Genomic DNA, 14,948 nt, shown 5'->3' with positions numbered 1-14,948 from the left:
CCTCGAGGCCCCTTCCCTGCCCCCCACACTGCGGAGGGGGGGCCCGGAGGACTTGTTGCAGGGCATGGCGACCTTGCTACCCGCGGTGGGGCCGGGACCCCCCCCCCCCACCGCGGGTACGGAGAGCGCCGCCCCGCGCAAGGAAGGCTCCGCAGCGCGTACGGAGAGCCCGCGTGCGGAGAGCCCGCGTGCGGGAGCCGCTCCGGCCGCCGGTGCCGGTGCCGTCCCTGATCGGGCCGCCGCGCTTCCGGGCGCCGGTCCGACGCCTTCGCTCTTCCAGCGGGCCAACGCCGCGCTCGACCGCATGACGCCGCGAGCGGAACCCGCCATGACGCCGCGAGCGGAGCCCACCCCGGCGCCGGAAGCGGAGGACGAGTCGCGGGGGAAGCCCGGGGCGGCCGACGGATACGGGGGGCATGAGCGCGCGGTCGCCGTCGCGCCGCCCGTGCAGGCGCGCCGCCCGGTACCGCAGGGCGGGTTCGACTTCTTCGGCAACAAGAACGTCGTCCCGGGCGCGCTGGAGACCGTGCAGAACGAGGACCTCGCCGACGTGGTCGGCGAGGAGGCCCTCGCGGTGCACAAGGCCGAGGCCGAGGCGGAGTTCAAGGCCGCGCCCGACTCCGACGCGGCACGCGGCGTGGGCCAGGTCATCGACCTGACGGCCCACGACGAAACCGAGCAGATCGACGTGGCCGGCCTCCGGACGGCACTGCGCGCCTAGCGCCCGGCCTGCCGGAAACGGACGTCCCGGCCGCCCGCCGGGGCTACGCCATCCAGCGGTCCGGGCGGGCCTCGCGGCGGCCCGTGTGGGAGCGGTCCGCCTGGGACTGGAGCAGCTCGGCGGCCTCCGCGGCCGGGCGGAGCCGTGCCGTCACGGTCTTGTTGGCGCCGGTGTGGACCCGTACGTCGGCCACGTCCTTGTAGCGCTGCCAGGGGCCCTGCGAGAGCTGCACGCTCTGCACCTTGGCGTGCGGCACCAGGGAGAGGCGGCGCTTGAACAGGCCGTGCCGGGCCGCGAAGACCGCGTCGGTGACCGCGATGCCGTACCCCTTCCACCAGAAGGGGACGCACCACGCCGCGCGCGCGGGCGGCCGCACCAGCTCGGCGGCCTCCGGCACGCGGACCCCGGGCAGGACGCGCCCGATCACCGCCTCGGCGTGCTCCCGCGGCGCCACCGGCACCAGGACGCTGTTGGACGAGCCCGCCACGTCCAGCTCCACACGAACCCAGCCGTACCGCCGCCACAGCAGCGGCTGTACGACGTGCACGGTCTGCACGCGGCCCGGCGGCACCGTCTCGTGGGCCTTGTCGAGCAGCCCGTGGTCGATGCGCAGGCCGTCGGGGGACTCGCCCACCGTCCAGTCGTACTCCGTGATGAAGCGCCCGCCGCTGCTCGCGAACGCGCCGCCCAGCATCGGCAGGGCCGTCGCGAGGACGGTCCAGACGCTGTGCGTGGCGAACCACAGGAAGGCCGGCACGACCACCGCGGCCATCAGCATCACCCAGGGCCCGCCGGTCAGCAGCAGGGAGACGGCGAGCATGCGCGGCTGTACGTGCAGGAGGCCGCGCACCGGGGCCTCGCCGACCTCGCGGGCCTGCTCGGGGGCGAAACCGGCCGCGCGGGCGAGGAGTTCGGCCCGCAGCTCGGCCGCCTCCCGCTCGCCGAGGAAGGCCAGCTCGTCCTTCTTGTCCGCGCCGACGACGTCCAGCTTCAGCTTGGCGACGCCCACGATGCGGGCGAGCAGCGGCCGCGTCACGTCGACGGCCTGGAGGCGGTCGAGCCGGATGTGGGCGGTGCGCCGGAAGAACAGGCCCGTGCGGATGCGCAGTTCGGTGTCGGTGACGGCGAAGTGGGTGAACCACCAGCTCAGCAGGCCGTACGCGGCTCCGCCGAGCACCACGGCCGCGCTGCCGATGAGCAGGGTGGTCGCGGTCAGCTCGGAGAGGCGCTGCTGTGTGCCGTTCGGGTCGTGGACCGCCCAGCCCACCAGGATCGCGAACGGCGCCCACGCGCGGCGCAGCGGCGTGACGGGGTGCAGCCGCCGCTCAGGGACCGCGCCGCCGCCCGGCGGACCGCCCTTGACCGCCGCTTCCTCCGCGACCCCGTCCTCCAAGGCCCCGTCCTCCGCGACCCCGTCCGCCACGGACGCGTCGCCGCTCACAGCCCCGCCGATCGGGCCTCGCCCAGCTCGGTCAGCCGGTCGCGGAGCCGCTCGGCCTCCTCGGGGAGCAGCCCCGGGATGCGCGCGTCGGTGGCCGCGGCGGCGGTGTGCAGCTGGACGCCCGCGAGCCCGAAGTGCCGCTCCACGGGGCCCGAGGTCACCTCGACCAGCTGCATCCGGCCGTACGGCACGACGGTCTCCTCGCGCCACAGCACGCCCCTGCTGATCAGCAGGTCGTCGACGCGCTCCGCGTACCGCCACGAGCGCCAGTTCCGCTCCAGCATCCACCAGCCCCACGCGGCCACGGCGAGCGGCAGCAGGGCGAAGGCGGCCCAGGCGGGGCCCGCGAACAGGCCCAGCAGCACGCCGACGGCCGCGGCGAGCGCCACCATCCAGACCACGAGCAGCAGCCGCCGCATCTTCAGGAGGCCGCGCGGCAGCCCCGTCCAGACCGGTCCCTCGTGCGCCCCCGCCGGTCGTGCGGGCTCTGCCGTCCCCGTGTCCATGCCTCAAGCGTACGTACGACCTCCGACACCCGGGGGCGCGTGAGGGAGACTGGGCGCATGAGTCCCACGACGGAGACCACCACGCAGACCACGCTCGGCATCGGCGGCGCGGCCGAGAGCACCGACATGGTGCTCAACATCGGCCCCCAGCACCCGTCCACGCACGGTGTGCTCCGCCTGCGCCTCGTCCTGGACGGCGAGCGCATCCAGCACGCGGAGCCGGTCATCGGCTATATGCACCGCGGTGCGGAGAAGCTCTTCGAGGCCAGGGACTACCGGCAGATCGTGATGCTGGCCAACCGCCACGACTGGCTGTCGGCGTTCTCGAACGAGCTGGGCGTCGTGCTGGCCGTCGAGCGGATGCTCGGCATGGAGGTGCCCGAGCGCGCGGTGTGGACGCGCACCCTGCTCGCGGAGCTGAACCGCGTCCTCAACCACCTGATGTTCCTCGGCTCCTACCCCCTGGAACTGGGCGGGATCACCCCCGTGTTCCACGCGTTCCGCGAGCGCGAGGAGATCCAGAACGTCATGGAGGAGATCTCCGGCGGGCGCATGCACTACATGTTCAACCGCGTGGGCGGCCTCAAGGAGGACATGCCCGCCGGATGGACCACGCGCGCGCGGGAGGCCGTCGCGTCGGTGCGTTCGCGCATGGACGTGTACGACCGTCTGGTGCTCGGCAACGAGATCTTCCGTGGCCGTACGCGCGGCGTCGGCGTCCTCACGGCCGAGGCAGCGCATTCCTACGGAGTGAGCGGCCCCATCGCCCGCGCCTCCGGGGTCGACTTCGACCTGCGCCGCGACGAGCCCTACCTCGCGTACGGCGAACTCCAGGACACCCTGAAGGTCGTCACGCGCGAGGAGGGCGACTGCCTGGCCCGCTTCGAGTGCCTCCTTGAGCAGACCCACAACGCCCTCGACCTCGCCGACGCCTGCCTCGACCGGCTCGCGGAGCTCCCGCAGGGCCCGGTCAACCAGCGCCTCCCGAAGGTCCTCAAGGCACCGGAGGGCCACACGTACGCGTGGACCGAGAACCCTCTCGGCATCAACGGCTACTACCTGGTGTCCAAGGGCGAGAAGACGCCGTACCGCCTGAAGCTGCGGTCGGCCTCGTTCAACAACATCCAGGCGCTGGCCGTACTCCTGCCCGGCCAGTTGGTCGCGGACATGGTGGCCATCCTGGGGTCGCTCTTCTTCGTGGTCGGCGACATCGACAAGTAGCGCCGCCCAGGGCGCCTCCGCGTCAGGGCGTGAGCAGCGGGTCCGGGATGCCGACCGGTTGCAGCAGCCACCGGAAGTCCCCGAGCCCGCCGGGTGCCGTCAGCTCGGCGGCCTCTCCGGCGTGGGCCAGCGCGCGTACGTAGGCCGCGGGGTCGCTGGAGGCCAGGGCCAGCGGCGGGCGGCCGCCGCTCACCCCGAGCGCGCCGAGCGCCGCCCGCTGGCTGAGCAGCGCGGCCCCGGCCGGCGCGCAGGCGTCCAGCGCCACGTGCGCCGTGATGTCGCAGCTTCCGTCCGGCACGGGTGCCGTCTCGCGGCCCGCCCTGAAGCCCGTGAGCGTCCCGAAGGGCGGCCGGGCCTCCCGGAGGTGCGCGTAGTCCACGGCGACCGCCAGGCCGCGCTCCAGGGCTGCTGCGGCCGCCGCCCACGCCTCGTCGCGGGGGTGCCCGATCTCCGCCCGCCGGCCGGGCTCGGGGCCCAGCGGCCACCAGCGGGCGAGCCAGCGGGCGTCCCGCCCCTCCACGGGACCGCCGAGGGACTCCGTGCCGTCGTCGCTCACGAGGACGCGGCGTGCCGTGCCGTCGGCGGCCACTTCGGCGACGTCCAGGGGGACGTTGTCCAGCCACTCGTTGGCGAAGAGCAGCCCCGTGACGCCGGCCGGGGCAGCGGACCGCCACCGCACGCGCGGATCGAGCCCGGCGGGCCGCTCCGCGCGCTCCACCGCGTACGCACGCACGCGTGCCCCCACTTCGGCGGGCAGAGCGGCGAGGACCCCCGCCGTCAGCTCTCCCCGGCCCGCGCCCATGTCGACGAAGGCCAGCTCGTCCGGGTGGCCGAGAACACCGTCCAGGCGGCACAGGAGCCGCGCCACGGCGGCCGCGTACAGGGGCGAGGCGTGCACGGAGGTGCGGAAGTGTCCGGCGGGTCCCTCCGGGCGGCGGTAGAAGCCGCCCGGCCCGTACAGAGCGGTCTCCGAGGCCTCGCGCCAGCCGCGCGGGACGGCGGCGGGGCTCCTCTGCTCGTCGTTCGTCACGACCGCAGGCTAAGCGGGCCTCCACCTTGGGGAGTACACGCGCCCGATACGGATCGCACCTCCGGTTGACCCCGGGGCGCCATGGGCCTGCCTACGCTGGGTTACGTGCAGCGCCTCTATGACTTCCTCCGCAGACACCCGACCGGGGTCGACGGCTTCTGGGCTCTCGTCCTGCTCGGCATCTCCGGGATCGGTCTGGTCTCCGTGCCCGAGGCGGACGGCCGCTACGAGCCGCACATCGGGGCGATCCCCGCCACTCTCGGGCTCTGCCTGGTGATCGCGCTGCGCCGGCGGGCGCCCGAGAAGATGCTGGTGCTCGCCGCTGTCATCGGCTTCCTCCAGCTCGTCTTCGACGTGGAGACGCTGCCCGCGAACTTCGCGATGCTGGTGATCATCTACACGGCGGCGACCGACGGGGCGAAGTGGGCCTCGCGGTTCGCGCTGATCGGCGGCCTGTGCGCGGCCCCGCTCGCGATGATGCGCTGGCCCACGGGGGACCTGGGCGTCATCGGCACCGTCTTCATCACGGCGTTCCAGATCGTGCCCTTCGCCCTCGCCTGGGTCCTCGGCGACTCCATCCGCACCCGCCGCGCCTACCTCGCCCAGCTGGAGGAGCGCGCCGACCGGCTGGAGAAGGAGCGCGAGGCGCAGTCCAAGGTCGCGGTGGCGGCCGAGCGGGCGCGGATCGCGCGCGAGCTCCACGACGTCGTCGCGCACAACGTCTCCGTGATGGTGGTCCAGGCCGACGGCGCCGCGTACGTCCTGGACGCCGCGCCCGACCAGGCCAAGAAGGCCCTGGAGACGATCTCCGGGACCGGCCGCCAGGCTCTCGCGGAGATGCGGCGCCTGCTCGGCGTGCTGCGGACCGGGGAGCCCGAGGAGGGCTCCGAGTACGTCCCGCAGCCCGACGTCGAGCAGCTCGACGAGCTCATCGAACAGGTGCGCACGTCCGGCCTGCCCGTCGACTACAAGGTCGAGGGAACCCCGCGCCCGCTGCCCAGCGGCGTCGAGCTCACCGCGTACCGCATCGTCCAGGAGGCGCTGACCAACACGCGCAAGCACGGCGGCGAGAAGGCAGGGGCGAGCGTGCGCCTGGTCTACTTCGACGACGGCCTGGGACTGCTCGTCGAGGACGACGGCAAGGGCGCCCCGCACGAGCTGTACGAGGACGGCGGCGCCGACGGCAGAGGGCACGGCCTGATCGGCATGCGGGAGCGCGTGGGTATGGTCGGCGGCACGCTGGACGCGGGCCCGCGGCCCGGCGGCGGCTTCCGGATCAGCGCCCTGCTGCCCCTCAAGCCCACTCATTGATGTCCACCGATGACACCTGTCAACGGCATACCCCCGAAGGGACTCCCTTGATGTCGATCCGCGTGATGCTCGTCGACGACCAGGTGCTGCTGCGCACCGGGTTCCGGATGGTGCTCGCCGCACAGCCGGACATGGAGGTCGTCGCGGAGGCGGGCGACGGGGTCGAGGCCCTGGAAGTCCTGCGGTCGACCGCGGTCGACGTCGTCCTGATGGACGTGCGCATGCCCAAGCTGGACGGCGTGGAGGCGACCCGGCGCATCTGCCAGGGCGAGAACCCGCCGAAGGTGCTGATCCTGACCACCTTCGACCTCGACGAGTACGCCTTCTCGGGGCTGAAGGCCGGCGCGTCCGGCTTCATGCTCAAGGACGTACCGCCCGGCGAGCTGCTCACCGCCATCCGCTCGGTGCACAGCGGTGACGCGGTGGTCGCGCCGTCCACCACGCGGCGCCTGCTCGACCGCTTCGCGCCGATGCTGCCGAACGCGGGCGGACAGCCGCAGCACAAGGAGCTGGAGCGCCTCACCGAGCGCGAGCGCGAGGTCATGATCCTGGTCGCGCAGGGCCTGTCGAACGGCGAGATCGCGGCGCGGCTCGTCCTCTCGGAGGCGACCGTGAAGACGCACGTCGGCCGCATCCTGACGAAGCTGGGGCTGCGGGACCGGGTCCAGGTCGTCGTGCTCGCCTACGAGACCGGCCTGGTGCGGGCCGGGGGCGGCTCCTAGAGCCCCGCCAGGGGGCTTTCCCGGGCTCCCCGGTTCAGCGGCACAGGGCCTTGTCCACGACGGCGTCGACGTGGTCCATGACGGCTTTGTCGGAGGGCTGCGTGGTCACCGCGACGTTGGCGGCCCGGCCGTCGTCGGTGGCGCCGCCCCGGGTCTCGTACCCCGTCGTGCTGCCGCCGTGGCCCCAGTAGACGCCGCCGCACGACAGCGGCCTGCGCACGAGACCCAGGCCGTAGCGCGCGCCGCGGCCGAAGTAGTCGGCGCGGACGGTGGTGCGCATCTCGGCGAGCTGGGCCTCCTTGAGGAGACGGCCGCCGAGGAGTGCGCCGTAGAAGCGGTTGAGGTCGGAGTTGGTGGAGATCATCTGGCCCGCCGACCAGCCCCAGGAGGGGTCGTACTCCGTGACGTCGACCGGGGCGCCCGCCGCGTCCCTGTCGTAGCCCCTGGGGTGGCGTTCCCGGATGGTCGAGTCGCCGGGGGCGGGGAAGTAGGTGTGGTGCAGCCGGGCGGGCCCGATGATGCGCCGCTCCAGCTCGTGGGCCAGGGGATGGCGGGTGACCTTCTCGACGATGAGGCCGGCCAGGACGTAGTTGGTGTTGCTGTACGCCCACTTCTTGCCGGGGGTGAATTCGGCCTCGTGCTCCAGGGCGAGGCGGACGAGGTCGCGCGGGGCGTAGTACCGGACCTCATCGGAGAGGTACCTGACGTAGTCGGGCAGGCCGCTGGTGTGCTGGAGGAGCCGGCGGACGGTGATGCGGCGGCCGTCGATCCCCTCGCCGCGGACGAGGCCCGGCAGATAGGTCTCGATCCGTGTGTCGAGGCCGATCTTCCCTTCGCCGACCAGTTGCAGTACCAGCACGGCGGTGAACGCCTTGGTGTTGCTGCCGATCCGCACCTGCCCGTCCCTCGGCACCTTCGCGCCGGTCGCCAGGTCGCCGGTTCCCGCGGTGTAGGTGCGGGCGCGGCCCGCGCGGTCCTCGACGCTCGCCAGTGCGGCGGGCACGCCGTCGGAGCGCACCAGCGCGTGCAGGCCCTGCCGGACGGTGTCGGGCGCGGCGGTGGCCGACGCCGCGGGCTGCGTGAGGGCGGCCGACGCCATGGCCGCGGCGGTCATCAGGGCCGCGACCGTCAGGGCTCCACGACGGCCGCCTCGCCGCCGCTCGGACGGACGATGCCTCTGCTCTGCCTGCTCACGCACGGGCCGACTCCTCGGGGTTGTCGCTACGGGCTGTCGCTACGGGGTCGCCGGGAAACCCCGGCGGCTTGCCGGACCCAGCTTTTCCGTCGGCGGCGGCCCGGGGCGATCCTGCTGCCCGGTCGGCCCGCGGTGGGGCTAACCCCCGGGCGTGCCCCCCGTATCGGCTAGCGCAGGACGCCCTCGATGAAGTCGCTGCCGAGGCGGGAGACCACGCTGATGTCGAGCTGGTGCTGCACATAGCGCCCGCGGCGGCGCGTGGTGACCAGCTCGGCCTTCTTCAGCACCGTCAGGTGCCGGGATATCTCCGGTGCGGTCATGCCGTGCGCGTCGGCCAGCTCGCCCGTGGTGTACGACCCGCGCGCCAGGTGGCGGCAGAGCCGCATCCGCACCGGGTGCGCCAGCGCTGACATGCGGCGGGTCAGCTGCTCCACGGTGGGCGGCGCCGTGAGGCCGGGGGCGCTCACGGGATACGTGATCGACGCCTGCCAGCCCCTGCGGTGCAGCACCATGAGGTGCGGCCAGCCGAGGCTGGTCGGCACGAACACCAGACCGCCGTGGCCGGTGGCCGTCTGCCCATCGGTGATCTTGTCGATGGTGATGCGGTGGCCGCTCCCGTCCAGGGAGACCGCTCCGGAGATCGACTTCAGCGCCTCGCCGAGGCCCTTGCGCCGCAGCAGCTCGGTCTTGTGCCGGGCGTCCGCGGCGAGTTGGTGGCTCAGGCGGGCCCAGGTGTCGGCGAAGAACGCCTCGTCGCAGTCCTGGAGCAGCGTGCGGAGCCAGGTGCGGACGGCGGGCGGGTCGTCGAGGAGCCGCCGGGTGAACCGCACTTGGTGGGGCCCGCGGGCCGCGGCCAGGTCCAGCGCGCGCTGCTGCACGACGGGGTCCGCCAGGAGGTTGCGGTCCGGCTCCGCGTACGTCGACTGGCAGGTGAACTCCAGGGCGGCGTCCACGAACTGCTCGTCGGTGAGCTTGTCGAGCTGGTCGAGCTCCTCGGCCAGCGTGGCCGCGGGGAGCGCGCTCTGGCCGGGCAGTCCGGCGAAGGGCGCGAACACGTCCGAGAACGTCGAGCGCCACAGGAAGTCGGCCTCGCACATGCGGTCCGCGAGGCAGGGGTCGAGGCGCGCGGAGACGGCTGTCGCCCAGCCCTGGAGCCCCGGGTGGTGGCCCGGCTCGGACAGCGCGTGCAGCGCCATGCCGAGCTCGGCCAGGGGCGAGGGCACGACGTGAATCCGCTCCTGGGACAGCCCGGTGATGTCGATGCGCACGCTCATGGCCCCATGGTGCACCGCGCCACTGACAGCGCGGCCGTCGATTGACGAGCGTCGTCAATCGACGCGACGGCGGTGGAGCCGCGGGAGCAGTGTGGGGTCATCGAAGGAGCACGGCAGCGCCGCCGTCGCCGATGACCTACACCTACGGCCGGAGCGGCCTTCGCGCCGAGCCGTCCCGCGGCCGGCCCGCCGTTCGGCGATCCGCGTCCCACTCACCCACGCCCGCCGATCCGCCGTCCGCGGCCGGCCCGTCCGTCCACCGGTCAGCGCGGCACCACCAGCCCGTTGATGCCCGTTAAGTACCATTTGTCATGTGAGGGAGTACGTCATGAGCGTCACCCAGCAGCACCTGCTCGACACCTACCGCGCCGCCCAGCACGGCCGGCCGTGGCCGCCCGCGCCGGGCCGCCACGACTGGCAGGCCGTCCGCGAGATCCGCGACTACGGCCGCTTCCGGGCCGTCATCGCGGAACGCCCCGCACACGGCCGCATCCGCTCCGCGCTGACCGGACTCATCCGCGACGCGCGCCGTCGGCGGGAATCCGTCGCACGAACTCCGCGACCGCTTCCCTGACGTCGTCGGCCGTCCACGCCAGGCCCTCATCGGTCACGGTGACCTCCGTGACCGAGAGGCCGGGCGGCCCGTCGGGGAACCACCGGTCGAAGAGCTGGGTCCCGGTCTCCTCCGCCTGCCCGATGGAGGCCTCGTCCAGCACGCCGGGCTCGTACGGCAGCCAGACCTGGAACTGGTGGGTGTGCGGGCGCTCGGGGTGCACGCGCGACCAGGGCACCCCGGCGGCGGCGAACCCCTCGCGCAGCGCTTCGGCCACCACGCGCGCGTGGGCCACGTAGTCGGGCAGCCGCGGCAGCACGCGCCGCAGACCGAGCAGGGCCGAGACGGCGGCGGGGTACTGCTGGAAGAGCTGGCCACCGTAGCGGTGACGCCACACCTTCGCCTCCTCCACAAGCGTGCGGGGCCCCGCGAGCGCGGCGCCGCTCAGCCCTTCGAGGGACTTGTAGAACGACACGTACACGGTGTCCGCGAGGTCCGCGATCTCCGCCAGGGGGCGGCCGAAATGGGTGGGGCACTCCCACAGGCGGGCGCCGTCGAAGTGGACGACCGCGTCCCGCTCGCGCGCCGCCTCCACCACCGCTTCGAGCTCCTCCCACGTCGGGAGGACGAAACCGGCGTCCCTGAGCGGCAGTTCCAGCATCAGCGTCCCGAAGGGCTCGGCGAAGTCCCGTACCTCGTCGGCCGTGGGCAGGCGCCGCGCGGTCGTCGGATGCACCGTGCGCAGACCGCTGACCGTGCCCAGGGAACCTCCCTCATGGAGCTCGGGATGAGCCAGGGGGTGCAGCGCCACGGTCGTGTTCCCCGTACGGCCCGCCCAGCAGCGCAGAGCGACCTGCTGGGCCATGGTGCCCGTAGGGAAGAAGGCGGCGGCCTCCTTGCCGAGCAGGCGCGCGACCTCGTCCTCCAGGGCGGCGACGACGCCGTTCCCGTAGATGTCCGCGGACTCCCCCGGGCCGACGACCTCGGTGGCCGCGGCCGCGAGCGCGGAGAAGCGTTCGGCGAGCGGGGTGTGCGCGTGCGAGCGGGTCAGGGTACGGGTGGCGCCACGCTCCGCCGCCAAGCGCCGCGCCTGGATGTCCGGCTCCCCGTCGGCGCCGGGGGGATCGGTCCGGTCCTGGAGGGGCGCTTGTACCGCTTCGTTCGAAGTCATGCCCAGAGCATGACTCGCCCGCCCGGCCCAGTCACACTAATAACCACAGCCTGTGGACAGCGGAAGACGTGGCAGCCGCCAATCGCGTTAGCATGACGAGAAATCGTCCGGTACCCCGAGCGGACTGGAACGGAAGGCTCATCGCGTGAACGCATCGCATCAGCCGGACCCGCGGGACCGCCCCGCGAGGCTCACGGTGGGAGTCGTCGGAGCGGGCCGTGTCGGCCCCGCGCTCGCCGCGTCGCTACGGCTCGCCGGGCACCGCCCGGTGGCCGCTTCCGGGGTGTCGGACGCCTCGGTGCGGCGGGCCGCCGCCATGCTGCCCGACATCCCCCTCGTCACACCCGCCGAAGTCCTGGAGCGGGCCGATCTCGTGCTCCTGACCGTCCCCGACGACGCCCTGCCCGGCCTGGTCGAGGGGCTCGCGGAGACCCGGGCGATCCGCCAGGGCCAGCTTCTCGTGCACACCTCGGGGCGGTACGGCACACAGGTCCTCGAACCGGCGCTGCGGGCCGGTGCCCTGCCGCTGGCCCTGCACCCCGCCATGACGTTCACGGGGACCCCCGTCGACGTGCAGCGCCTGGCCGGCTGCTCCTTCGGCGTGACCGCGCCCGAGGAGCTGCGGCTGGCCGCCGAGGCTCTCGTCATCGAGATGGGCGGCGAGCCCGAGTGGATCGCCGAGGAGAACCGCCCGCTCTACCACGCGGCGCTCGCTCTCGGCGCGAACCACCTGGTCACGCTGGTCGCCCAGTCCATGGAGCTGCTGCGCGACGCCGGGGTCGAGGCCCCGGACCGCATGCTCGGCCCCCTGCTCGGCGCCGCCCTGGACAACGCGCTGCGGTCGGGCGACGCCGCGCTCACCGGACCCGTCGCGCGCGGCGACGCGGGCACGGTCGCCGCCCACGTCGCCGAGTTGCGCAAGCACGCCCCCCAGACCGTCGCCGGGTATCTCGCGATGGCCCGCGCCACCGCCGACCGCGCCCTCGCCCACGGCCTGCTCAAGCCGGAGCTCGCCGAGGACCTCCTCGGAGTGCTCGCCGACAACGGCACGGGCCGGGCGGGCGGCACCGGAGGGCGAGAGCGATGACCACCACCCTCGTGCACACCGCCGAGTCCCTGCGCACACGCGCGCGTGAAGGCCGCAGAGCCGTCGTCATGACGATGGGCGCCCTGCACGACGGACACGCCTCGCTGATCCGCGCCGCCCGCCGCGCCGCGGGGCCCGACGGCGAGGTCGTCGTCACCGTCTTCGTGAACCCCCTCCAGTTCGGGGCGGGCGAGGACCTCGACCGCTACCCGCGCACCCTGGACACCGACCTCAAGGTCGCCGAGCGGGCGGGCGCGGACACCGTGTTCGCCCCCGGCGTCGAGGAGGTCTATCCGGGCGGCGAGCCGCAGGTCCGCGTGAGCGCGGGCCCCATGGGCACGGTCCTCGAAGGCGCCACGCGCCCCGGCCACTTCGACGGCATGCTCACCGTCGTCGCCAAGCTGCTGCACCTCACCCGGCCCGACATGGCGCTGTTCGGCCAGAAGGACGCCCAGCAGCTCGCCCTCATCCGCCGCATGGCACGCGACCTGAACTTCGACGCGGAGATCATCGGCGTCCCCACCGTGCGCGAGGACGACGGCCTGGCCCTCTCCAGCCGCAACCGCTACCTCGCGCCGGACGAGCGCCGCACCGCTCTGGCGCTCTCCCAGGCCCTCTTCGCCGGCCGCGACCGGCATGCGGCCCAGGAGGCCCTGCGCGCGCGTGCCGTCGGCGCCCACGCCTCACGCGCGCGCGTCGACGCCCTGAACGCCATCGGCGAGTCCCGCGCGGCGGCCGACGCCCACGCCGTGGCGCAGTGCGCCACGCCCTCGTCGTCCGGCGGCCCGGCCGCCGTCGTCGCGGCGGCCCGCCTCGTCCTCGACGACGCCGCGCGCCTGCGGCCCCCGCTGGAGCTCGACTATGTGGCGCTCGTCGACCCGGCCGACTTCCAGGAGGTCCGCCCGGGCCACACCGGTGCCGCCGTCCTCGCCGTCGCCGCCAAGGTCGGCACGGTGCGGCTGATCGACAACATCCCGCTCACCTTCGGAGACGCCGTATGAGTGCCACCGGAATACGGCTGCACGCGCCCGCCCCTGGCTGGTCCCTCGACGCCGACATCGTGGTCGTCGGCTCCGGCGTGGCCGGTCTCACCGCGGCGCTGCGGTGCGAGGCGGCAGGCCTGAAGGCCGTCGTGGTGACCAAGGCCCGCCTCGACGACGGCTCCACGCGCTGGGCCCAGGGCGGCATCGCCGCGGCCCTCGGCGAGGGCGACACCCCCGAACAGCACCTGGACGACACGCTCGTGGCGGGCGCGGGCCTCTGCGACGAGGGGGCCGTACGCACCCTCGTCACCGAAGGCCCGGACGCCGTACGCAGGCTGATCGAGACCGGAGCCCACTTCGACACGGGCCCCGAGGGCGCCATCGAGCTGACCCGCGAGGGCGGCCACCACCGCCGCCGCATCGCGCACGCGGGCGGCGACGCCACCGGCGCGGAGATCTCCCGGGCCCTGGTCGAGGCCGTCCGCGCGCAGGGCATCCCGACCGTGGAGAACGCCCTGGTCCTCGACCTGCTCACGGACGCCGACGGCCGCACCGCGGGCGTCTCCCTGCACGTCATGGGGGAGGGCCAGCACGACGGCGTGGGCGCCGTCCACGCCCCGGCCGTCGTCCTCGCGACCGGCGGCATGGGCCAGGTCTTCTCGGCGACCACCAACCCTTCGGTGTCCACGGGCGACGGCGTCGCGCTCGCCCTGCGCGCGGGCGCCGAGGTCTCCGACCTCGAATTCGTGCAATTCCACCCCACGGTGCTCTTCCTCGGCGCCGACGCGGAGGGCCAGCAGCCGCTGGTCTCCGAAGCGGTCAGGGGCGAGGGCGCGCACCTGGTGGACGCCGACGGCGTGCGCTTCATGGTCGGCCAGCACGAACTGGCCGAGCTCGCGCCCCGCGACATCGTCGCCAAGGGCATCACGCGCCGCATGCTGGAGCAGGGCGCCGAGCACATGTACCTGGACGCCAGGCACTTCGGCGCCGACATGTGGGAGAACCGCTTCCCGACGATCCTCGCCGCCTGCCGCGCCCACGGCATCGACCCGATCACCGAGCCCATCCCCGTCGCCCCCGCCGCGCACTACGCCTCGGGCGGCGTCCGCACGGACCCGATCGGCCGAACCACCGTCCCCGGGCTCTACGCATGCGGGGAGGTCGCCTGCACCGGCGTGCACGGCGCCAACCGCCTGGCCTCCAACTCCCTGCTCGAAGGACTGGTCTACGCCGAGCGCATCGCCGCCGACATCGCGGCACGGCACGCGGAGAACGGCCTCCACGCACGCGTGCCTGCCCCCGTGGCGCAACCGGAGACACCAGCCCACCCCTTGCTGCCGCCCGAGGCCCGCTTCGCCATCCAGCGCGTCATGACCGAAGGCGCCGGAGTCATCCGTTCCGCCGACTCCCTCTCCGAGGCCGCGGCCCGCCTGGCCCGCATCCACGCCGAGGCCGCGGGCGCGCTCGCCGACGACGGCAAGACCGCGGAGCCCGGCGTCGACACCTGGGAGACGACCAACCTCCTGTGCGTGGCCCGCGTCCTGGTCGCCGCCGCCCAGCGCCGCGAGGAGACCCGCGGCTGCCACTGGCGCGAGGACCACGCCGACCGCGACGACGCCGCCTGGCGGCGCCACATCGTCGTACGCCTGAACCCGGACCGCACCCTGGCGGCCCATACGACGCAGACCCCCGACTTCCCCCCGACGATCCGTCCCACTCCCCAGGAGCAGTGA

General features: G+C 73.9%; 14 protein-coding genes. 8 read left to right on the top strand and 6 right to left on the bottom strand.

Translation table 11 applies throughout. The annotated features are described in order from the left end of the window. The first annotated feature begins 328 nt into the window (after positions 1-328). Positions 329-721 carry a hypothetical protein gene (locus ACZ6JY_RS04045; RefSeq protein WP_469192032.1) on the top strand — a complete coding sequence of 131 codons (393 nt, stop codon included), beginning with the start codon at positions 329-331 and terminating at the stop codon, positions 719-721. A 43-nt stretch (positions 722-764) separates the two neighbouring features. Here the strand turns inward: ACZ6JY_RS04045 and ACZ6JY_RS04040 are convergent, their stop codons facing one another. Together ACZ6JY_RS04040 and ACZ6JY_RS04035 are read right to left on the bottom strand one after the other, a co-directional pair. Beyond that, on the bottom strand, positions 765-2,114 hold the full coding sequence (locus ACZ6JY_RS04040) for a PH domain-containing protein (RefSeq protein ID WP_469192983.1): 1,350 nt from the start codon (positions 2,112-2,114) through the stop codon (positions 765-767). A gap of 44 nt (positions 2,115-2,158) precedes the next feature. Next, a complete protein-coding gene (locus tag ACZ6JY_RS04035) occupies positions 2,159-2,668 on the bottom strand; it encodes a PH domain-containing protein (RefSeq protein ID WP_469192031.1) in 510 nt (169 codons plus the stop codon). Positions 2,669-2,725: 57 nt separating this feature from the next. On the opposite strand from ACZ6JY_RS04035, the gene ACZ6JY_RS04030 reads away from it, so the two are divergent. Then, a complete protein-coding gene (locus ACZ6JY_RS04030; protein WP_469192029.1) occupies positions 2,726-3,889 on the top strand; it encodes an NADH-quinone oxidoreductase subunit D in 1,164 nt (387 codons plus the stop codon). A gap of 22 nt (positions 3,890-3,911) precedes the next feature. On the opposite strand, the gene ACZ6JY_RS04025 is transcribed toward ACZ6JY_RS04030, so the two are convergent. Further along, positions 3,912-4,919: an SAM-dependent methyltransferase gene (locus ACZ6JY_RS04025; RefSeq protein WP_469192027.1), complete on the bottom strand. Its 1,008-nt coding sequence runs from the start codon at positions 4,917-4,919 to the stop codon at positions 3,912-3,914. A 105-nt stretch (positions 4,920-5,024) separates the two neighbouring features. Between ACZ6JY_RS04025 and ACZ6JY_RS04020 the strand changes: the two genes are divergently transcribed. Together ACZ6JY_RS04020 and ACZ6JY_RS04015 are read left to right on the top strand one after the other, a co-directional pair. Then, a complete protein-coding gene (locus ACZ6JY_RS04020) occupies positions 5,025-6,230 on the top strand; it encodes a sensor histidine kinase (protein ID WP_469192025.1) in 1,206 nt (401 codons plus the stop codon). Positions 6,231-6,280: 50 nt separating this feature from the next. Next, complete coding sequence (locus tag ACZ6JY_RS04015) at positions 6,281-6,952, top strand: response regulator transcription factor (RefSeq protein WP_469192023.1); 672 nt, start codon at positions 6,281-6,283, stop codon at positions 6,950-6,952. A gap of 34 nt (positions 6,953-6,986) precedes the next feature. Here ACZ6JY_RS04015 and ACZ6JY_RS04010 read toward each other — a convergent pair whose 3' ends face one another. Both ACZ6JY_RS04010 and ACZ6JY_RS04005 read right to left on the bottom strand, forming a co-directional pair. Next, entirely contained in the window at positions 6,987-8,150 is a 1,164-nt protein-coding gene (locus tag ACZ6JY_RS04010; RefSeq protein WP_469192021.1) for a serine hydrolase domain-containing protein, read from the bottom strand. 164 nt (positions 8,151-8,314) lie between these two features. Further along, entirely contained in the window at positions 8,315-9,421 is a 1,107-nt protein-coding gene (locus ACZ6JY_RS04005; RefSeq protein ID WP_469192019.1) for a DUF5937 family protein, read from the bottom strand. Between the two features lie 328 nt (positions 9,422-9,749). On the opposite strand from ACZ6JY_RS04005, the gene ACZ6JY_RS04000 reads away from it, so the two are divergent. Continuing rightward, entirely contained in the window at positions 9,750-9,995 is a 246-nt protein-coding gene (locus ACZ6JY_RS04000) for a hypothetical protein (RefSeq protein ID WP_469192017.1), read from the top strand. On the opposite strand, the gene ACZ6JY_RS03995 is transcribed toward ACZ6JY_RS04000, so the two are convergent. Next, entirely contained in the window at positions 9,934-11,145 is a 1,212-nt protein-coding gene (locus ACZ6JY_RS03995; protein WP_469192016.1) for a threonine aldolase family protein, read from the bottom strand. The genes ACZ6JY_RS04000 and ACZ6JY_RS03995 overlap by 62 nt on opposite strands. A 145-nt stretch (positions 11,146-11,290) precedes the next feature. On the opposite strand from ACZ6JY_RS03995, the gene ACZ6JY_RS03990 reads away from it, so the two are divergent. Genes ACZ6JY_RS03990 through ACZ6JY_RS03980 form a run of 3 tightly spaced genes read left to right on the top strand, consistent with a single transcriptional unit; the run spans position 11,291 to position 14,948 of the window. Further along, positions 11,291-12,232, top strand: coding sequence for a Rossmann-like and DUF2520 domain-containing protein (locus ACZ6JY_RS03990; RefSeq protein ID WP_469192014.1), 942 nt, complete (start codon positions 11,291-11,293; stop codon positions 12,230-12,232). Further along, entirely contained in the window at positions 12,229-13,233 is a 1,005-nt protein-coding gene (gene panC / locus ACZ6JY_RS03985) for a pantoate--beta-alanine ligase (protein WP_469192012.1), read from the top strand. Before ACZ6JY_RS03990 ends, panC begins: the two co-directional genes overlap by 4 nt. Beyond that, complete coding sequence (locus ACZ6JY_RS03980; protein WP_469192010.1) at positions 13,230-14,948, top strand: L-aspartate oxidase; 1,719 nt, start codon at positions 13,230-13,232, stop codon at positions 14,946-14,948. The genes panC and ACZ6JY_RS03980 overlap by 4 nt, the downstream gene beginning before the upstream one ends.

It is taken from the genome of Streptomyces sp. NPDC046335 (assembly GCF_055587985.1).
This window is presented reverse-complemented; position numbering and strand designations above follow the sequence as displayed.